Genomic DNA, 20,325 nt, shown 5'->3' with positions numbered 1-20,325 from the left:
TACACGGGACGATTAGCCTAAATGGTATTTGCCTCTCTTATCGAACGCCAGCGCGTACGTTTGCTGCTGGCGCTATTATTCGGAGCCAGCGGAACGCTGGCTTTTTCTCCTTATGATATCTGGCCCGCGGCGATTGTCTCATTAATCGGTCTGCAGGGGCTGACTCTGAATCGTCGTCCGTTGCAAAGCGCTTCGATCGGCTTTTTCTGGGGTATGGGGCTATTCGGGTCCGGCATCAACTGGGTGTACGTCAGCATTGCGCAGTTTGGCGGTATGCCCGGCCCGGTCAACGTCTTCCTGGTGGTGCTGCTGGCGGCATATATGTCGCTGTATACCGGGCTGTTCGCCGGGCTGCTATCGCGCCTGTGGCCAAAAACCAACTGGCTACGCGTTGCGATTGCCGCACCGGTGGTCTGGCAGATTACCGAATTCCTGCGCGGCTGGGTATTGACCGGTTTCCCGTGGCTACAGTTTGGCTACAGCCAGATTGACGGTCCGCTGAAAGGGCTTGCGCCGGTGATGGGCGTAGAGGCCATTAACTTCCTGTTAATGGTGGTGAGCGGCCTGCTGGTACTGGCGCTGGTGCAGCGCAACCTGAAGCCGTTGATCGCCGCCGTGGTGCTGTTCGCGTTGCCCTTCCCGCTGCGCTATATCCAGTGGTATCAGTTGCTGCCGGAACGCGCAACCCAGGTCTCGTTAGTACAGGGGGATATTCCTCAGGCACTGAAATGGGATGAAAACCAGCTGGTCAATACGCTGAAAACCTACCTCGACCTGACGCAGCCGCATATGGGTTCGTCTCAGCTGATCGTCTGGCCGGAGTCAGCCATTCCGGATCTGGAAATTAACCAGCAGCATTTCCTTAGCATGATGGACGACCTGCTGCGCGCTAAAAACAGCTCGCTGATTACCGGTATTGTCGACGCCCGTCTGAATAAGCAAAATCGTTACGATACCTACAACACCATCATCACCCTCGGCAAAGACAACCCGTACAGCTACGACTCCAAAGACCGCTACAACAAGAATCACCTGGTGCCGTTTGGCGAGTTCGTACCGTTGGAGTCGATTCTGCGTCCACTGGCACCGTTCTTCGATCTGCCGATGTCCTCATTCAGCCGTGGCCCGTACGTCCAGCCGCAGCTGGTAGCGCATAACATGAAGCTGACGGCCGCAATCTGCTACGAGATTATTCTCGGCGAACAGGTGCGCGATAATTTCCGCCCGGACACCGACTACCTGCTGACCATTTCAAACGATGCCTGGTTTGGTAAGTCCATCGGCCCGTGGCAGCACTTCCAGATGGCACGTATGCGCGCCCTCGAGCTGGCTCGTCCCCTGCTGCGCAGCACCAATAACGGCATTACGGCGGTAATTGGGCCACGCGGTGAAATTCAGGACATGATCCCGCAGTTCACCCGCGCGGTTCTGACCACCAAGGTCACGCCGACCAGCGGTCTGACACCGTATGCGCGTACCGGCAACTGGCCACTGTGGGCGCTCACCGCGCTCCTCGGTTTTGGCGCCCTGATCATGAGCCTGCGTCAACGCCGCAGATAGGCATTCTTACCTGAAAGCGCAGTTCCCCGCTGTTAGCCCCGGTCGACGTTCGTCATCGGGGCAAATCTCTCCCTCGCCTTAATCTGGCACGCCCCTTGCTTAATAAACTCAGGTCACCACGCCATCGTGTACTGGTATAACCCGGTTGCACCAGCACGACACTGACCTGGCACTAACTTGGTGCAATGGACGATTTTTGCCTTTAAATGGTGCGGAGTAGTTCGCAAAAATAAACAATATAACAGCAAAATCTTTACATTAAGCCAAACTAAATGCTAACAAACACATACAAATGCTGCACACAAATATCGCAGCAATAATAACGCGCACACACATTCACAATGGGTATCAAAAGCGTCAGTGACGCTGCGGATAAGGAGTTGGATATGCAATTACGTAAACTGGCCACAGCAATGCTGGTCATGGGTATGACCGCCGGTCTGGCACACGCGGAAGAGGCGAAAACTGCCGATGCCAAACCTGCAGCCCCGGCCGCTGATGCCGGGCAACCGCCTGCGGAACAGCAGATCCCTACCCTTGAAAAAATCGCTAAAAACGATGTTATCGTCGTCGGTCACCGTGAATCATCGGTGCCGTTTTCTTACTACGATAACCAGCAGAAAGTGGTGGGTTACTCTCAGGATTATTCCAACGCCATCGTTGATGCCATTAAGAAAAAGCTGAACAAGCCAAATCTGGAAGTCAAACTGATCCCGATTACCTCGCAAAACCGTATTCCGCTGCTGCAAAACGGAACCTTCGATTTTGAGTGCGGCTCAACCACCAACAACCTGGAACGCCAGAAACAAGCGGCATTTACCAACAACATCTTCGTAGTCGGTACGCGCCTGCTGGTGAAAAAAGGCGGCCCGATTAAAGATTTCGCCGATCTGAAAGACAAAGCGGTCGTCGTCACGTCAGGCACCACCTCGGAAATTCTGCTGCATAAGCTGAATGACGAGAAAAAAATGAATATGCGTATTATCGGCGCGAAAGATCACGGTGACTCCTTCCGTACTCTGGAAAGCGGTCGTGCTGTGGCCTTTATGATGGATGATGCGCTGTTGGCTGGCGAGCGCGCGAAGGCGAAGAAACCGGGCAACTGGGAAATTCTCGGTACGCCGCAATCCCATGAAGCTTACGGCTGCATGCTGCGCAAAAACGACCCGGAATTCAAAAAACTGTTAGACGATACCATTGCGCAGGCGCAAACCTCAGGGGAAGCGGCGAAGTGGTTTGATACCTGGTTTAAAAATCCGATCCCACCAAAAGGGATGAACATCAACTTTGACCTCTCCGACGACATGAAGGCGCTGTTCAAATCACCGAATGACAAAGCTCTTAACTAATTAAAAAAACAGGGGCAAAGCGACTTGCCCTTCCGATTATTGTGACAGCACGGACAGACTATACGGTGGCTGGTCGTTCCCCAGCCGCCGCGAATACCGAAACAGGCTGAACAATAATCTTCGAGGGTAGCGATGCTACCCTTTTTTTTCCAGGAGTCATTTATGTCAATAGACTGGAACTGGGGAATATTCCTGCAACAGGCCCCGTTCGGCAACACCACCTATCTTGGCTGGCTATGGAGCGGATTTCAGGTCACTATCGCCTTGTCGATTAGCGCCTGGATCATCGCTTTCCTCGTCGGCTCGCTGTTCGGTATTTTACGTACCGTCCCCAACCGCTGGCTATCCAGCATCGGAACCTGCTACGTTGAACTGTTCCGTAACGTGCCGTTGATCGTCCAGTTCTTCACCTGGTATCTGGTCGTGCCTGAGCTCCTGCCGGAAAATCTCGGCATGTGGTTCAAGTCCGAACTGGATCCCAATATTCAGTTCTTTGTCTCTTCTATGTTGTGCCTGGGGCTGTTTACCGCCGCTCGCGTCTGTGAACAGGTTCGCGCCGCAATTCAGTCGCTGCCGCGCGGGCAGAAAAATGCCGGCCTGGCAATGGGCCTGACGCTGCCGCAGACCTATCGTTACGTCCTGCTGCCTAACGCCTACCGCGTTATCGTGCCGCCAATGACCTCCGAGATGATGAACCTGGTGAAGAACTCGGCCATCGCCTCGACTATCGGGCTTGCGGATATGGCGGCCCAGGCGGGTAAGCTGCTGGACTACTCCGCCCACGCGTGGGAATCCTTTACAGCAATTACCCTCGCCTACGTGCTGATTAACGCAGTGATTATGTTGGTGATGTATGTGGTTGAACGTAAGGTCCGCCTGCCGGGCAATTTGGGAGGCAAATAATCATGTACGATTTTGACTGGAGCTCTATCGTTCCCTCCATGCCCTACCTGCTGGCCGGGCTGGTTATTACCCTCAAAATCACCGTCACCGCGATTATTTTCGGTATCGTCTGGGGGACCCTGCTGGCGGTTATGCGTTTGTCGAGCTTCCTGCCGCTCTCCTGGTTCGCGAAAACCTACGTCAACGTGTTCCGTTCGATCCCGCTGGTCATGGTCCTGCTGTGGTTCTACCTGATCGTTCCCGGCTTCCTGCAGAACGTACTTGGCCTGTCGCCGAAGAGCGATATCCGGCTGATTTCCGCCATGGTGGCCTTCTCGATGTTTGAGGCGGCGTACTATTCGGAAATTATCCGCGCGGGTATCCAGAGCATCTCCCGCGGCCAGTCCAGCGCCGCGCTGGCGCTGGGTATGACCCACTGGCAATCCATGAAGCTGATTATTTTGCCGCAGGCGTTTCGCGCCATGGTGCCGTTGCTGCTGACGCAGGGGATAGTCCTGTTCCAGGATACCTCACTGGTCTACGTCCTGAGCCTGGCCGACTTCTTCCGTACCGCCTCCACCATCGGCGAGCGCGACGGAACGCAGGTCGAGATGATCCTGTTCGCAGGTGCCGTGTATTTTGTCATTAGTCTCAGCGCATCGCTGTTGGTCAGCTGGTTGAAGAAAAGGACTGTGTAATGATTACCCTGAAAAACGTTTCAAAATGGTATGGTCACTTTCAGGTGCTGACCGATTGCTCCACGGAAGTGAAGAAAGGTGAAGTGGTGGTGGTTTGCGGGCCGTCCGGCTCGGGTAAATCGACGCTGATTAAAACCGTCAACGGCCTCGAACCGATCCAACAGGGCGAGATCACCGTGGATGGCACCAAAGTGAACGATAAGAAAACCAACCTCGCCAAGCTGCGCTCCCGCGTCGGGATGGTGTTCCAGCACTTTGAGCTGTTTCCGCATCTGTCGATCATCGACAACCTGACTCTGGCGCAGGTCAAAGTGCTTAACCGCGACAAAGCGGCCTCGCGGACCAAAGGCCTGAAATTGCTGGAGCGTGTGGGCCTGTCCGCCCATGCTGATAAATTCCCGGCCCAGCTCTCCGGCGGCCAGCAGCAGCGCGTGGCGATCGCCCGTGCGCTGTGTATGGATCCGATCGCCATGCTGTTTGACGAACCAACCTCTGCGCTGGATCCGGAAATGATCAACGAAGTGCTGGATGTCATGGTCGAGCTGGCGAACGAAGGCATGACAATGATGGTGGTAACTCACGAAATGGGCTTTGCCCGCAAGGTGGCGAACCGGGTGATCTTCATGGATGAAGGTAAGATTGTTGAAGATTCAGACAAAGAGGCGTTCTTCGCCAATCCGCAGTCCGATCGCGCCAAAGACTTCCTCGCGAAAATCCTGCATTAATCTTCGAGCAATTACAGGCGCGCATCGCTCGGTGCGCGCCTGCTACCAGCTTAATCAGGGTTCAAAAGGACGGCGCTGGAACTGGTCATGGCCACATTTCGGGCAGCGTGGCAGCACATCCGGGGTATAGACCGCCAGATGATAATGGCAGTGTTCGCACACCAGATTCCCCAGCCCCACCACTTCGCCGCTATGGTAGACCCCATGATGATTTAGATCCTGAAACACCTCGCGCCATTCCAGCTGGGTTTTATCGGTAATATCCGCCAGCTCCTGCCACAAGCTCTCTTTGATTACCCGCATAAACACGCTATCTGTCAGCTCATCCTGACTCTCTTCGTAGCTGCGCGCGAACTCTTCCAGGTCACGTCTGACCGCTTTGGTCAGAGTCTCAATTTCGCGGTGCGTTAACTCACCCGACTCGCTAATTTTCGCCCGCGCCTGTTCCACCAGGGCGTCGATATCCCGCTCGCCATTGCGTAGCCGTTCACTGAGCGTCGACACCAGTTCACGGTAGAATTGAGCAACCTTGTTCATCATTTCGCCTCCGGTGTGGTTAACTTCTTCTAATGATAGACCTTATTTGTCATCTGCTTTGCCAGTTAGCCCACAGAGTCGCTAAATAGTCTGTGCCGCTTTTGCCGATGTTAATGTGCGAAAGGCTGTTTTGACGTGGGCGTTTGGGCTATGCTATGGCGATCTGATAACACATCCATTGGCTACACTTTGTAGCGGTTTGAAAACAGGACCACTGGCTGCCATGCAAGAGCAATACCGCCCGGAAGAGATAGAATCGAAAGTCCAGCTTCATTGGGACGATCATCGTACATTTGAAGTAACTGAAGACGAGAGCAAAGAGAAGTATTACTGCCTGTCGATGCTTCCTTATCCTTCTGGTCGACTACACATGGGCCACGTGCGTAACTATACCATCGGCGACGTGATTGCCCGCTACCAGCGTATGCTGGGCAAAAACGTACTGCAGCCAATCGGCTGGGATGCGTTTGGTCTGCCGGCTGAAGGCGCGGCGGTGAAAAACAACACCGCACCGGCACCGTGGACCTACGACAATATTGCCTACATGAAAAACCAGCTGAAAAAGCTGGGCTTCGGTTACGACTGGAGCCGTGAAGTAGCGACCTGTACCCCGGAATATTACCGCTGGGAACAGCAGTTCTTCACCGAGCTGTATAAAAAAGGTCTGGTGTACAAGAAGACCTCTGCGGTGAACTGGTGCCCGAACGACCAGACCGTGCTGGCCAACGAACAGGTTATCGACGGCTGCTGCTGGCGCTGCGATACCAAAGTTGAACGCAAAGAGATCCCGCAGTGGTTTATCAAAATCACCGCCTATGCGGATGAGCTGCTCAACGATCTGGATACTCTGGATCACTGGCCAGATACCGTAAAAACCATGCAGCGTAACTGGATCGGCCGTTCTGAAGGGGTAGAAATCTCCTTCAACGTTAACGACTATGCCGACAAGCTGACCGTCTACACCACTCGTCCGGACACCTTCATGGGTTGTACCTACCTGGCCGTTGCGGCAGGTCACCCGCTGGCGCAACAGGCGGCAGCGAGCAACCCGGAACTGGCGGCGTTTATCGAAGAGTGCCGTAACACCAAAGTCGCCGAAGCTGAAATGGCGACGATGGAGAAAAAAGGCGTCGATACCGGCTTTAAAGCCATTCACCCGCTGACCGGTGAAGCCATCCCGGTGTGGGCAGCCAACTTCGTCCTGATGGAGTACGGTACCGGTGCGGTCATGGCGGTTCCAGGCCACGACCAGCGTGACTACGAGTTTGCCAGCAAGTACGGCCTGAATATCAAGCCGGTTATCCTGGCAGCCGACGGTTCTGAACCGGACCTGTCCGAGCAGGCGCTGACCGAAAAAGGCGTCCTGTTTAACTCCGGTGAGTTCGATGGCCTGAGCTATGAAGCTGGTTTCAACGCTATCGCCGACAAACTGGCGGCAATGGGCGTTGGCGAGCGCAAAATTAACTACCGTCTGCGCGACTGGGGTGTATCCCGTCAGCGTTACTGGGGCGCACCGATTCCGATGGTGACCCTGGAAGATGGCACCGTGATGCCAACCCCAGCAGATCAGCTGCCGGTTATTCTGCCGGAAGATGTGGTTATGGACGGCATCACCAGCCCGATTAAGGCCGACCCGGAGTGGGCAAAAACCACCGTCAACGGTCAGCCTGCGCTGCGTGAAACCGACACCTTCGATACCTTTATGGAATCCTCCTGGTACTACGCGCGCTATACCTGCCCGCAGTACAACGACGGGATGCTGGATCCGAAAGCCGCCAACTACTGGCTGCCGGTTGATATCTATATCGGCGGGATCGAACACGCGATCATGCACCTGCTGTACTTCCGCTTCTTCCACAAACTGATGCGTGACGCAGGCATGGTGAACTCCGACGAGCCGGCAAAACAGCTGCTGTGTCAGGGGATGGTACTGGCTGACGCCTTCTATTACGTCGGCGAAAACGGCGAGCGCAACTGGGTCTCCCCGGTTGATGCGACCGTCGAGCGTGACGAGAAAGGCCGTATCGTGAAAGCGTTCGACCCACAGGGCCGCGAGCTGGTGTATACCGGCATGAGCAAAATGTCCAAGTCGAAGAATAACGGCATCGACCCGCAGGTCATGGTTGAGCGTTACGGCGCCGATACTGTGCGTCTGTTTATGATGTTCGCCTCACCGGCAGACATGACGCTCGAATGGCAAGAGTCCGGCGTTGAAGGGGCTAACCGCTTCCTGAAACGTGTCTGGAAACTGGCCTATGAACATGCCAACCAGGGTCCGACCGTTGCACTGGATGCGGCCAGCCTGAGCGAAGATCAGCAGGCGCTGCGTCGCGATGTCCATAAAACCATCGCTAAAGTAACCGATGATATCGGCCGTCGTCAGACCTTCAACACCGCGATCGCCGCGATCATGGAACTGATGAACAAACTGGCGAAAGCACCGCAGGAAAACGAACAGGATCGCGCGCTGATGCGTGAGGCTCTGTTGGCAGTCGTGCGCATGCTCAACCCGTTCACCCCACACGCTAGCTTCACACTGTGGCAGGAACTGGGCGGTGAAGGCGATATCGACAACGCGCCGTGGCCGGTAGCCGATGAGAGCGCCATGGTTGAAAACACCACGCTGGTGGTGGTTCAGGTCAATGGTAAAGTCCGTGGTAAAATTACCGTGCCTGTCGATGCAACCGAAGAGCAGGTTCGTGAACGTGCGGGTCAGGAACACCTGGTCGCGAAGTATCTCGATGGCGTAACCGTGCGTAAAGTGATCTACGTCCCGGGTAAACTGCTCAATCTGGTCGTTGGCTAAGCACAGGAGGAAGCGTGCGATATCTGGCAACATTGTTGGTATCTCTGGCGGTGTTAATCACCGCTGGTTGCGGCTGGCATCTGCGTAGTACCACGCAGGTTCCTACCGCGATGAAGAGCATGATCTTTCAGTCGAGCGATCCGAACGGTCCGTTAAGTCGTGCCGTACGTAATCAGCTACGCCTGAACGGCGTTGAGCTGATCGATGGCACCACGCTGCGTAAGGACATCCCTTCCCTGCGTCTGGATTCATCATCCATTCAGAAAGATACGGCCTCTATTTTCCAGGACGGTCGTACCGCTGAATACCAGATGGTGATGACGGTGCAGGCCAGTGTGCTGATCCCAGGACATGATATTTATCCGATCTCCACGAAGGTCTACCGTTCGTTCTTCGATAACCCGCAGGCGGCGTTAGCGAAAGATGCTGAGCAGGACATGATCATTCAGGAGATGTACGACAAAGCCGCTGAACAGCTGATTCGTAAGCTGCCAAGCGTCCATGTTGCTGATGTCGAAGCGACGAAAGAGGGAGAGACGACGGTCACGCCGTCTCCAACAACCTCAACGTCTGGCAATCGCGTCTCCACCACGCTGGGTAACTGATGATTCGGTTGTACCCAGAACAACTCCGCGCGCAGCTCTCTGAAGGGCTGCGCGCGGCTTATTTATTACTCGGCAGCGATCCATTGCTGCTGCAGGAAAGTCAGGACGCGATTCGCGAAGCCGCTGCCAGCCAGGGCTTTACCGAACACCATACCGCGACCATCGACGCCAGCACCGACTGGCCTGCCTTATTCTCACTCAGCCAGGCAATGAGCCTGTTCTCAAGCCGGCAAACGCTGCTGCTGGTGCTGCCGGAAAACGGCCCCAATGCGGCGATCAACGAACAGCTTGCCACCCTGGTGGGCATGCTGCATGACGATCTGCTGTTGATTGTGCGTGGGAACAAGCTGACCAAAGCCCAGGAGAATGCCGCCTGGGTAACGGCCCTCGCCAGCCGGGCGGTGCAGATCAGCTGTCAAACGCCCGAATACGCCCAGTTGCCACGCTGGCTGGCGGCGCGTGCCAAACAGCATCATTTGCAGCTTGATGATGCGGCCAGCCAGCTGCTGTGTTACTGCTACGAAGGCAACCTGCTGGCGCTGGCGCAAGCGCTGGAACGTCTCTCTCTGCTATGGCCAGATGGCAAGCTCACGCTGCCTCGCGTTGAGCAGGCGGTCAACGACGCCGCCCACTTTACCCCCTATCACTGGGTTGATGCGCTGCTGGCTGGCAAAAGCAAACGAGTACTGCATATCCTGCAACAGCTACGTCTGGAAGGCAGCGAGCCGGCAATTCTGCTGCGCACGCTCCAGCGTGAACTGTTATTGCTGGTCAACCTGAAACGCCAGTCGGCCTATACGCCACTGCGCAGCCTGTTTGATAAACATCGGGTGTGGCAAAACCGTCGCCAGCTGTTGAGCGATGCGCTTGCGCGCCTCAGTCAGGACCAGCTGCGCCAGGCCGTCACTCTGCTGGCCCGGGCGGAGATCACCTTTAAGCAGGATTACGGCAGCGACATCTGGCCGGAATTAGAAAGCCTTTCTTTGTTGCTCTGCCATAAAGCGCTGGCAGACGTGTTTATTGATGGTTGATATGAATCAGTTGCAGGCAATGTACGGCGGCACCTTCGATCCGGTGCATTATGGTCACCTTAAACCGGTTGAAATTCTGGCGAACCAGATCGGGCTGGGGAAAGTCATTATTGTGCCGAATAATGTCCCGCCGCATCGCCCACAGCCTGAGGCCAGCAGCGCCCAGCGTAAACAGATGCTGGAGCTGGCTATTGCCGATAAGCCCTTATTTGTCCTCGATGAACGTGAGCTTCAGCGCCAGACGCCGTCGTATACCGCGCTGACGCTGGCCGAGTGGCGACAGGAACAGGGGCCAGACCGACCGCTGGCGTTTATTATCGGCCAGGATTCGCTGCTCACCTTCCCGACCTGGCACAACTACGCCACCATTCTGGATAATGCCCATCTGATCGTGTGCCGTCGCCCGGGCTACCCGTTGGTGATGAAGCAGGAGGCGGATCAGCGCTGGCTGGATCAACATTTAACGCATGATGTAGAACAGCTGCACAACCGCCCTGCCGGTGCGATCTATCTGGCCGAGACTCCGTGGTTTGATATCTCCGCCACCCTTATTCGCCAACGCCTGGAGCGCGGTGAATCCTGCGACGACATGCTGCCGGCTGCGGTGCTGGACTATATCCATCAGCACAAGCTCTATTGCTAGACCTTCATTAATGCATCCCCAGCGCATCCGGGGATGCTTATACTCTTCTACTCACCCTCATTCGCATTGTCAGAAGGCCTGTATACCGTGAGATTATGGTTAGTTCGTCATGGCGAGACCGAGGCCAACGTTGCCGGCCTGTACAGCGGACACGCTCCTACCCCGTTAACCGCGCGCGGTCAGCACCAGGCGCAGACCCTCGGCAGCTTGCTGCAGGGCGTACCGTTCGATCGCGTATTTTGTAGCGCGCTGGAACGAACCCAGCATACGGCCGATCTGCTGCTCGGAAGCCGGGAGATCCCACGCCAGATCGTCCCCGATCTCAACGAAATGTTTTTTGGCGACTGGGAAATGCGCCACCACCGGGATTTACAGCACGAAGATGCGGAAAACTACGCCACGTGGTGCGCGGACTGGCAGCATGCGGCCCCGACTCACGGCGAGGACTTCCCGTCGTTTTCCCGGCGCATTGCCGCCTTCGCCGCACAACTGCCCCACTACGCCCATCTTGACCATCTGCTGATCGTCGGTCATAAAGGTGCCCTTAGCCTGCTAATGACCACCTTAATGAAGCTCCCCGCGCAGGCGATGTGGCATTTCCCAATCGAGCATGGGGCGTGGAGCGCGCTCGACCTGCACTCTGATTTTGTCACCCTGCGGGTACTAAATAGCCAGGCCGTCTGGGCGGGCGAAGAAGAATTCCGTGCAGACCATTGACAGGTCAGAGCAGACTGTTATTCTCCGCAGCCTGAACGCATCTGCTAAGCGATGTTTGCAGAAATTGTTTTACAAAAATGGCGATGCAATCGCGGGCGATGGATGGGATGATAGCCGCCTTCAGCGCCTGGCAGCCGACATTTATCCCGACTTTTAAGTAAGATCGGGTATACTGTCAGGCTCTTTACAATTATCACTCTTCACTCACCCAGGGGGAACTCTTGCAGGGTAAAGCACTCCAGGATTTTGTTATCGACAAAATTGATGACCTGAAAGGTCAGGACATCGTTGCCATTGACGTACATGGCAAATCCAGCATTACAGATTGCATGATTATTTGCACCGGCACGTCCACGCGCCATGTCATGTCTATTGCCGATCACGTGGTACAAGAATCCCGCGCTGCAGGTATGCTGCCGCTCGGCGTTGAAGGCGAAAGCGCCGCCGACTGGATTGTTGTCGACCTTGGCGACGTCATGGTTCACGTCATGCAGGAAGAGAGCCGTCATTTGTACGAGCTGGAAAAACTCTGGAGTTAATGCGTGAAGCTGCAGCTGGTGGCCGTTGGCACCAAAATGCCGGACTGGGTTCAGACCGGCTTTAGTGAATATTTGCGTCGTTTTCCGAAAGATATGCCGTTCGAGCTGCTGGAAATTCCCGCTGGCAAACGCGGTAAAAATGCCGATATCAAGCGCATCCTCGATAAAGAGGGGGAAATGATGCTGGCGGCCGCGGGAAAAAATCGTATCGTGACCCTGGATATTCCGGGCAAGCCATGGGATACCCCGCAGCTGGCACGCGAACTGGAACGCTGGAAACAGGATGGCCGCGATGTCAGTCTGTTGATCGGCGGTCCGGAGGGGCTCTCCCCAGCCTGCAAGGCCGCCGCGGAACAGAGTTGGTCGCTCTCCACGCTCACGTTGCCTCATCCACTGGTTCGTGTACTGGTCGCTGAGAGCCTGTATCGTGCGTGGAGCATTACCACCAACCACCCTTACCACCGTGAATAATGATGACCAGGGTAGACTAAGCAGCGAATGAAATTACAGAATTCTTTCCGCGACTATTCGGCTGAATCCTCGCTGTTTGTGCGCCGGGCGCTGGTCGCTTTTTTGGGGATTTTGCTGCTTACCGGCATACTGGTTGCCAACCTTTATAACGTGCAAATCGTGCGTTACACCGACTATCAAACACGCTCAAACGAAAACCGTATTAAGCTGGTCCCGATCCCGCCGAGCCGCGGTATTATCTATGACCGCAACGGTACCCCTCTGGCGCTGAACCGCACTATCTACCAACTGGAGATGATGCCGGAAAAAGTCGATAACGTGCAGCAAACGCTGGATGCTCTGCGCGATGTCATCGACCTGACCGATGACGATGTGGCCAACTTTAAGAAAGAGCGCGCACGTTCTCACCGCTTCACTTCTATTCCCGTTAAGGTCAACCTCAGCGAAGTCCAGGTGGCACGCTTTGCGGTTAACCAGTACCGTTTTCCCGGCGTGGAAGTCAAAGGCTACAAACGCCGCTACTATCCCTATAACTCCGCCCTGACCCACGTGATTGGCTACGTCTCCAAAATTAACGATAAAGACGTCGACCGCCTGGATAAAGAGGGCAAGCTGGCCAACTATGCGTCAACGCACGACATCGGCAAGCTGGGGATCGAACGCTATTATGAAGACGTGCTGCACGGTCAGACCGGGTATGAAGAGGTCGAGGTCAACAACCGTGGCCGCGTCATTCGTCAGCTTAAAGAGGTGCCGCCGCAGGCCGGGCGCGATATCTACCTGACCCTCGACCTTAAGCTACAACAGTATATTGAGACGCTGCTCGCCGGCAGCCGTGCTGCGGTGGTCGTTACCGACCCGCGCACCGGCAGCATCCTCGCGCTGGTCTCCACACCGAGCTACGACCCGAACCTGTTCGTTGACGGCATTTCCAGCAAAGACTACTCCGGGCTGCTGAACGACCCCAACACCCCGCTGGTCAACCGTGCGACGCAAGGGGTCTATCCGCCAGCATCGACGGTAAAACCTTACGTGGCGGTATCGGCACTTAGCGCTAACGTCATTACCCGCAATACCAGCCTGTTCGATCCAGGTTGGTGGCAGCTGCCGGGTTCTGACAAACGCTATCGCGACTGGAAAAAATGGGGCCACGGCCATCTGAACGTGACCAAAGCGCTCGAAGAGTCTGCGGATACCTACTTCTACCAGGTGGCCTACGACATGGGCATTGACCGTCTCTCGGAGTGGATGAGCAAATTCGGTTACGGCCACTACACCGGGATTGACCTGTCGGAAGAGCGCTCCGGGAATATGCCCACCCGTGAATGGAAGCTGAAACGCTTTAAGAAACCCTGGTACCAGGGCGACACCATTCCGGTCGGTATCGGTCAGGGCTACTGGACTGCCACCCCGATTCAGATGAACAAAGCGCTGATGATCCTGATTAACGACGGCGTGGTCAAAGTGCCACACCTGCTGCAGAGCACGGTCGAAGATGGCAAACAAGTGCCCTGGGTACAGCCGCACGAACCACCGGTCGGCGATATTCACTCCGGTTTTTGGGAAATCGCCAAGGACGGGATGTTTGGCGTGGCCAACCGTGGCAACGGTACTGCCCATAAATACTTCGCCAACGCACCTTATAAAATTGCCGCTAAATCCGGTACTGCGCAGGTCTTTGGCCTGAAAGCCAATGAAACCTATAATGCGCACAGAATCGCCGAACGTCTGCGTGACCATAAACTCATGACGGCGTTTGCCCCCTATAACAACCCCGAAGTTGCGGTTGCCATTATTCTTGAGAACGGCGGTGCAGGCCCAGCGGTCGGTACCATCATGCGCCAGATTCTCGACCACATAATGCTGGGTGACAACAACACAAACCTGCCGAGTGAAAGCCCGGCGGCGACGGCGGGCGAGGATCAATAATGACCGATAATCCGAACAAAAAATCGCTATGGGATAAAATCCATCTCGACCCCACCATGCTCCTTATTCTGCTGGCGCTGCTGACCTACAGCGCGCTGGTTATCTGGAGCGCCAGCGGTCAGGATATGGGCATGATGGAGCGTAAAATCGGCCAGATCGCCATGGGGATTGTTATCATGATCGTCATGGCACAAATCCCGCCGCGGGTGTATGAAGGCTGGGCGCCCTATCTCTATATCTTCTGTATTATCCTGCTGGTGGCGGTTGACGCCTTCGGCGCTATCTCCAAAGGGGCGCAGCGCTGGCTGGATCTCGGCATCGTCCGCTTTCAGCCCTCGGAAATAGCCAAAATCGCGGTGCCGTTGATGGTCGCGCGCTTTATCAACCGTGACGTCTGCCCGCCTTCGCTGAAAAACACCGCTATCGCGCTGGTGCTGATTTTCCTGCCGACGCTGCTGGTGGCCGCACAGCCTGACCTCGGAACCTCGATCCTGGTCGCCCTGTCGGGCCTGTTCGTGCTGTTCCTGTCCGGGCTGAGCTGGCGTCTGATTGGCGTGGCGGTGGTGCTGGTTGCGGCGTTCATCCCGATTTTATGGTTCTTCCTAATGCATGATTATCAGCGTCAGCGCGTGATGATGCTGCTCGACCCGGAAACCGATCCACTGGGCGCCGGTTATCACATCATCCAGTCGAAGATAGCGATCGGTTCTGGCGGGCTACGTGGCAAAGGCTGGCTGCACGGCACCCAGTCACAGCTGGAGTTTCTGCCAGAACGCCATACCGACTTTATCTTTGCGGTCCTGGCAGAAGAGCTTGGCCTGATTGGCGTACTGGTTCTGCTGGCGCTCTATATTCTGCTGATCATGCGTGGGCTGTGGATTGCCGCCCAGGCGCAAACCACCTTCGGTCGCGTCATGGCCGGTGGTTTAATGTTGATTTTATTCGTTTATGTCTTCGTAAATATTGGTATGGTGAGTGGTATTTTACCAGTGGTGGGGGTACCGTTGCCGCTGGTCAGCTACGGGGGCTCCGCCCTGATCGTATTGATGGCCGGGTTTGGTATCGTAATGTCGATCCACACCCACAGAAAAATGTTGTCGAAAAGCGTTTAAGGGGTTTGCGATGCGTAAGCAATGGCTGGGGATCTGCATAGCAGCAGGGCTGCTGGCGGCATGTTCGGGTGAAGACGTTCAACAGAAAACGGTCAGCACGCCACAGCCGCCGGTTTGTAATGGCCCAAGCGTGGAAATCAGCGGTGCCGATCCGCACTATGAAACGCCCAATGCCACGGCGAATCAGGATTACGAGCGCGATGGCAAAAGTTATAAAATCGTCCAGGATCCGTCTAACTTTACTCAGACCGGTCTGGCCGCCATTTATGACGCTGAACCCAACAGCAATCTGACCGCTTCTGGCGAGGCGTTCGATCCGACGCAGCTCACCGCCGCGCACCCTACGTTGCCGATCCCGAGCTACGTGCGGGTCACCAACACGGCCAACGGTCGGATGATCGTGGTGCGCATTAACGATCGTGGCCCGTACGGTAACGATCGCGTCATTTCGCTCTCACGCGCCTCCGCCGATCGACTGAACACCTCGAACAACACCAAAGTGCGTATCGATCCGATCATCGTCGCACCAGACGGCTCGCTCTCGGGCCCGGGCATGGCCTGTACTACCGTCGCCAAACAAACCTATGCATTACCTGCCCGTCCTGACCTGGACGGTGGCGGCGGCGCTGTCACAACCGACCCGGCAAACCAGGACAATGTGCGCGCCATCAGCAACTCCACGCTGAAACCGGAAGACAATATGGGTGCGCCGGTGAACAGCAGCGGCTTCCTTGGCGCGCCGACACCGCTGAACAACGGCGTACTGGAAAGCAGCGAACCGGCGGTGCAAACCGCACCGGTTACCGCACCAGGCTCTGTTCAGGGTAGCGTCACGCCAGCTCCCGCAGCCGCCGCAGCGGCGACGGCAACCACCGCAGCGGTCGCATCGACGGCCAGCGCCAGCGGCGACTTTGTCGTTCAGGTTGGTGCCGTCAGCGACCAGGCTCGCGCACAGCAATATCAGCAGCGCCTCAGCCAGCAGTTTTCCGTTCCTGGCCGCGTGATGCAAAACGGCGCAGTATGGCGCATTCAGCTAGGCCCGTTCGCCAGCAAAGCACAGGCCAGCACCGTACAACAGCGTCTGCAAAGCGAAGCCCAGCTGCAATCATTTATTACTCACGCCAACTAAACACGCGTGGCCGCTATCCAGATTGTTATGCGCATGAAAAAGTCATTAACAAAGTCATGCGCAATCTCGGATGAAGGCCCACAGAGCATTTGTTATAGTAAGGCACTTTTTTAAACTCGATCACGGATGCCGTTGTTCAGACCATGAAGACCTCTTTCACCGCACGTTTACTCGCTACGGCCCTCTCCGTTGCGGCGCTCTCCTCCGCTGCCCACGCCGATGACCTGAACCTCAAAACCATGATCCCAGGCGCACCGCAGATTGATGCAGAGTCCTGGGTCCTTATCGATTACAACTCAGGCAAAGTGCTGGCAGAGAATAATGCCGATGCCCGTCGTGACCCAGCCAGTCTGACCAAAATGATGACCAGCTACGTTATCGGCCAGGCCATGAAAGCGGGTAAATTTAAAGAGTCCGATCTGGTTACCGTCGGTAACGATGCGTGGGCGACCGGTAACCCGGTGTTTAAAGGTTCTTCGCTGATGTTCCTGAAGCCTGGCATGCAGGTCCCGGTATCTCAGCTGATCCGTGGTATCAACCTGCAGTCCGGTAACGACGCTTGCGTGGCGATGGCCGACTATGTTGCCGGCAGCCAGGATGCGTTTGTCAGCCTGATGAACAGCTACGTCAACGCACTGGGCCTGAAAAACAGCCACTTCCAGACCGTTCATGGTCTTGACGCTGAAGGCCAGTACAGCTCCGCGCGCGATATGGCGTTGATTGGTCAGGCACTGATCCGCGACGTGCCGAACGAATACACCATCTATAAAGAAAAAGAGTTCACCTTTAACGGTATCCGTCAGATGAACCGTAACGGTCTGCTGTGGGATAACAGCCTGAACGTTGACGGCATTAAAACGGGCCATACCGACAAAGCAGGCTACAACCTCGTGGCATCCGCTACCGAAGGCCAGATGCGCCTGATCTCCGCGGTGATGGGCGGTCGCACCTTTAAAGGTCGTGAATCTGAAAGCAAAAAGCTGCTGACCTGGGGCTTCCGCTTCTTTGAAACGGTTAACCCGCTGAAAGCTGGTAAAGAGTTCTCTTCCGAGCCAGCCTGGTTTGGCGACAGCGATCGTGCTTCACTGGGTGTTGATAAAGATGTTTATCTGACTATCCCTCGCGGACGCATGAAAGACCTGAAAGCCAGCTATGTTCTGAACAACACCGAACTGCACGCGCCGCTGCAGAAAAACCAGGTCGTCGGCACCATTAACTTCCAGCTGGATGGTAAAACCATCGATCAACGCCCGCTGGTGGTCCTGCAGGAAATTCCGGAAGGCAATTTCTTCGGCAAAATGATTGATTACATTAAGTTAATGTTCCACCACTGGTTTGGTTAAAAATCGAACACTTGAAAGTGTGATTTACATCCCCATATACTAATCATCAAAGTAACCTGATAACTCCCACCCACGTGGGAGTTATTATTTTTTGTCGTAACACCGGAGCTGACATGAAAACCAAACTTAACGAACTGCTTGAATTCCCTACTCCATTTACTTACAAAGTAATGGGGCAGGCGTTGCCTGAGCTGGTTGATCAGGTGGTGGAAGTGGTACAGCGCCATGCGCCTGGTGATTACTCTCCGCAAGTAAAACCGAGCAGCAAGGGGAACTACCACTCGGTCTCCATCACCATCAACGCTACCCATATCGAGCAGGTCGAAACCCTGTACGAAGAGCTGGGCAACATTGAAATCGTCCGGATGGTGCTGTAATCCATTCCCTGACCCGGCCCTGGTGCCGGGTCATCTCTCTCCCTCCCTGCTGTGATATACTCGCCTCCTTAAGTCACTTCTCTCTCTGCGGAGACGTTGTTTTGCAGCATAATAAAATCCTTATCCGTCAACTTGGCCTGCAACCTTATGAACCTGTCTCGCAGGCAATGCATGACTTTACCGACACCCGCGATGAAACCACTCTGGATGAAATCTGGCTGGTAGAACATCATCCGGTCTTTACCCAGGGCCAGGCAGGAAAAGCCGAACACGTTCTGGTGCCCGGTGATATCCCAGTGATTCAAAGCGACCGCGGCGGTCAGGTGACCTACCACGGGCCGGGACAACAGGTGATGTACGTGCTGTTGAATCTCAAGCGCCGCAAGCTTGGCGTACGCGAACTGGTGACGCTGCTGGAGCAAACCGTCGTGAACACCCTCGCTGAGTACGAGATTGCATCACATCCGCGCGCCGATGCCCCTGGCGTCTATGTCGGTGAACAAAAAATCTGTTCGCTCGGTTTACGCATCCGTAAGGGATGTTCATTCCATGGCCTGGCGCTAAATATCGCCATGGATCTGTCACCGTTCCAGCGCATCAACCCCTGCGGATATGCAGGCATGGAGATGGCGCAGATGCGTCAGTGGCGGCCCGATATCACGCCGACGATGGTGGCCCCACATCTGGTGACCAGTCTGCTGGCCTTGCTCGGCGATCCGCCACACGAGTTTGTCACCGCGTAATCATTTTTCTCTCTTTGCGCCCTTTGGGGCGCAATATCCTGCCATCATTTCTCGTTAAGTCATTATATTTGCAATTAAATGCCACTCACGACCGAGCGACTGACCGCTATACTTGCGCTATGCACGATCACAGGAACGACTGAGTGGACAATAACAAGCCTTCACCCGAATTACCCATATCGCAGGAGCGACATCACGACCGCCAGGTATTGCGCGTGTTGCGCAATGTGGATCTGAACCTGCTGACTATTTTTGAAGCGGTGTATGTTCATAAAGGTATTGTTAACGCCGCAAAAGTTCTGAATATCACCCCCTCGGCCATCAGCCAGTCGATTAACAAGCTCCGCACCCTCTTCCCCGATCCCCTGTTTATCCGTAAGGGACAGGGCGTTACGCCCACGGCTTACGCCACCCATCTTCACCAGTACATCAGTCAGGGGATGGAGTCGTTTCTGAGCGCGCTGGATTTAGCCGGTAGCGCCCATCAGCAACGCGTCATTACCGTGGCGACCTCGCCGAACATTGGGGCCTTGATCCTCCCCGATATCGCCAGGGTGCTGAAACAACGCTTTCCGCAGGTGTTGCTGCATAACGTCGCCATTACCGATGCCGCCAGCCAACTGAATCAACGCCAGGTTGATTTACTGATCGACAGCTTCGCCCACAGCGGTCAGCTTATCGCCCATCATCTGCTGTTTCAGGATCGATTGGTGATGTACTGCCGGGAAGGACATCCGGTTCTGCAGATGCCGTTGAGCGATGAGAACCTGCAGCGCTATGAGTTTGCGCTGATCCTGCCGGAAGGCCAGCGTTACCCCGCCATCCATCGCCAGCTGCAGGAGCATCTGGGGGATCGCCGTTGTGGTTTCAGCAGTTACAATCTGTTTACCCAGGCGGCCATGATCGGTCACAGCGATATGCTTGGCCTGATGCCGGAACGCATGTTTGCCATGATGTCGCAAACCTGGCCGCTTGTGGCGATCGACTACTCGCGCCTGCAGCAGGAACATATTGATGTCTCGCTGCATTACAACCGACTCAGCGCCCAGGAATCGTTGCTGAATGAGATTATCGAGACGGTCCGTCAGGCGTTCCGCCAGGAAAACCCGTGAGGGGAAGCAGAAAACAA

Annotated in this window: 20 protein-coding genes; 19 read left to right on the top strand and 1 reads right to left on the bottom strand. The window is 55.4% G+C overall.

The window, feature by feature from the left end; genetic code table 11:
• The first annotated feature begins 21 nt into the window (after positions 1-21).
• The 5 genes from lnt (at position 22) to ACMYSO_RS20925 (ending at position 5,214) form a co-directional block, all read left to right on the top strand.
• Entirely contained in the window at positions 22-1,560 is a 1,539-nt protein-coding gene (gene lnt, locus ACMYSO_RS20945) for an apolipoprotein N-acyltransferase (protein WP_434667538.1), read from the top strand.
• Between the two features lie 386 nt (positions 1,561-1,946).
• Entirely contained in the window at positions 1,947-2,909 is a 963-nt protein-coding gene (locus tag ACMYSO_RS20940) for an amino acid ABC transporter substrate-binding protein (protein ID WP_434667536.1), read from the top strand.
• Positions 2,910-3,071: 162 nt separating this feature from the next.
• Positions 3,072-3,812, top strand: coding sequence for an amino acid ABC transporter permease (locus tag ACMYSO_RS20935; RefSeq protein ID WP_434667533.1), 741 nt, complete (start codon positions 3,072-3,074; stop codon positions 3,810-3,812).
• A gap of 2 nt (positions 3,813-3,814) precedes the next feature.
• On the top strand, positions 3,815-4,489 hold the full coding sequence (gene gltK / locus ACMYSO_RS20930) for a glutamate/aspartate ABC transporter permease GltK (protein WP_434667530.1): 675 nt from the start codon (positions 3,815-3,817) through the stop codon (positions 4,487-4,489).
• Complete coding sequence (locus ACMYSO_RS20925) at positions 4,489-5,214, top strand: amino acid ABC transporter ATP-binding protein (RefSeq protein WP_123755948.1); 726 nt, start codon at positions 4,489-4,491, stop codon at positions 5,212-5,214. The genes gltK and ACMYSO_RS20925 overlap by 1 nt, the downstream gene beginning before the upstream one ends.
• A gap of 54 nt (positions 5,215-5,268) precedes the next feature.
• On the opposite strand, the gene ACMYSO_RS20920 is transcribed toward ACMYSO_RS20925, so the two are convergent.
• Positions 5,269-5,754 carry a zinc ribbon-containing protein gene (locus tag ACMYSO_RS20920; RefSeq protein WP_174508387.1) on the bottom strand — a complete coding sequence of 162 codons (486 nt, stop codon included), beginning with the start codon at positions 5,752-5,754 and terminating at the stop codon, positions 5,269-5,271.
• A 220-nt stretch (positions 5,755-5,974) separates the two neighbouring features.
• Between ACMYSO_RS20920 and leuS the strand changes: the two genes are divergently transcribed.
• From leuS to ACMYSO_RS20850, 14 genes are all read left to right on the top strand, one after another.
• Positions 5,975-8,557, top strand: a complete 2,583-nt coding sequence (gene leuS / locus ACMYSO_RS20915) for a leucine--tRNA ligase (RefSeq protein ID WP_434667527.1) — start codon at positions 5,975-5,977, stop codon at positions 8,555-8,557.
• Positions 8,558-8,571: 14 nt separating this feature from the next.
• Positions 8,572-9,162 carry an LPS assembly lipoprotein LptE gene (lptE, locus tag ACMYSO_RS20910; RefSeq protein ID WP_434667524.1) on the top strand — a complete coding sequence of 197 codons (591 nt, stop codon included), beginning with the start codon at positions 8,572-8,574 and terminating at the stop codon, positions 9,160-9,162.
• The gene (gene holA / locus ACMYSO_RS20905) at positions 9,162-10,193 is read left to right on the top strand and encodes a DNA polymerase III subunit delta (protein WP_434667521.1); all 1,032 of its coding nucleotides are present in this window, start codon (positions 9,162-9,164) and stop codon (positions 10,191-10,193) included. The genes lptE and holA overlap by 1 nt, the downstream gene beginning before the upstream one ends.
• Positions 10,186-10,836, top strand: coding sequence for a nicotinate-nucleotide adenylyltransferase (nadD, locus tag ACMYSO_RS20900; RefSeq protein ID WP_434667518.1), 651 nt, complete (start codon positions 10,186-10,188; stop codon positions 10,834-10,836). Before holA ends, nadD begins: the two co-directional genes overlap by 8 nt.
• Positions 10,837-10,923: 87 nt before the next feature.
• Positions 10,924-11,553, top strand: a complete 630-nt coding sequence (locus tag ACMYSO_RS20895; protein ID WP_434667515.1) for an adenosylcobalamin/alpha-ribazole phosphatase — start codon at positions 10,924-10,926, stop codon at positions 11,551-11,553.
• Between the two features lie 221 nt (positions 11,554-11,774).
• On the top strand, positions 11,775-12,092 hold the full coding sequence (gene rsfS, locus ACMYSO_RS20890) for a ribosome silencing factor (RefSeq protein ID WP_123755943.1): 318 nt from the start codon (positions 11,775-11,777) through the stop codon (positions 12,090-12,092).
• A 3-nt stretch (positions 12,093-12,095) separates the two neighbouring features.
• Positions 12,096-12,563, top strand: a complete 468-nt coding sequence (gene rlmH / locus ACMYSO_RS20885) for a 23S rRNA (pseudouridine(1915)-N(3))-methyltransferase RlmH (RefSeq protein ID WP_015584895.1) — start codon at positions 12,096-12,098, stop codon at positions 12,561-12,563.
• A gap of 27 nt (positions 12,564-12,590) precedes the next feature.
• Positions 12,591-14,492 carry a peptidoglycan DD-transpeptidase MrdA gene (mrdA, locus tag ACMYSO_RS20880; RefSeq protein WP_123755942.1) on the top strand — a complete coding sequence of 634 codons (1,902 nt, stop codon included), beginning with the start codon at positions 12,591-12,593 and terminating at the stop codon, positions 14,490-14,492.
• Positions 14,492-15,604, top strand: a complete 1,113-nt coding sequence (mrdB, locus tag ACMYSO_RS20875; RefSeq protein WP_123755941.1) for a peptidoglycan glycosyltransferase MrdB — start codon at positions 14,492-14,494, stop codon at positions 15,602-15,604. Before mrdA ends, mrdB begins: the two co-directional genes overlap by 1 nt.
• A gap of 10 nt (positions 15,605-15,614) precedes the next feature.
• Positions 15,615-16,733, top strand: coding sequence for an endolytic peptidoglycan transglycosylase RlpA (gene rlpA / locus ACMYSO_RS20870; protein ID WP_123755940.1), 1,119 nt, complete (start codon positions 15,615-15,617; stop codon positions 16,731-16,733).
• 143 nt (positions 16,734-16,876) lie between these two features.
• Positions 16,877-18,076 (top strand): D-alanyl-D-alanine carboxypeptidase DacA, encoded by a 1,200-nt coding sequence (gene dacA / locus ACMYSO_RS20865; protein ID WP_123755939.1) that lies wholly within the window; start codon positions 16,877-16,879, stop codon positions 18,074-18,076.
• Positions 18,077-18,189: 113 nt separating this feature from the next.
• A complete protein-coding gene (gene ybeD / locus ACMYSO_RS20860) occupies positions 18,190-18,453 on the top strand; it encodes a DUF493 family protein YbeD (protein ID WP_041144576.1) in 264 nt (87 codons plus the stop codon).
• Between the two features lie 101 nt (positions 18,454-18,554).
• A complete protein-coding gene (gene lipB / locus ACMYSO_RS20855; protein WP_434585925.1) occupies positions 18,555-19,196 on the top strand; it encodes a lipoyl(octanoyl) transferase LipB in 642 nt (213 codons plus the stop codon).
• Positions 19,197-19,372: 176 nt separating this feature from the next.
• Entirely contained in the window at positions 19,373-20,308 is a 936-nt protein-coding gene (locus tag ACMYSO_RS20850) for a YbeF family transcriptional regulator (RefSeq protein ID WP_434670853.1), read from the top strand.
• The last annotated feature ends 17 nt before the right edge of the window (positions 20,309-20,325 follow it).

Source organism: Klebsiella sp. B345, from assembly GCF_051131735.1.
GTDB lineage: Bacteria > Pseudomonadota > Gammaproteobacteria > Enterobacterales > Enterobacteriaceae > Klebsiella.
Note: the sequence above shows the minus strand (reverse complement) of the source record. Positions and strands in the feature narration are given on the sequence as shown.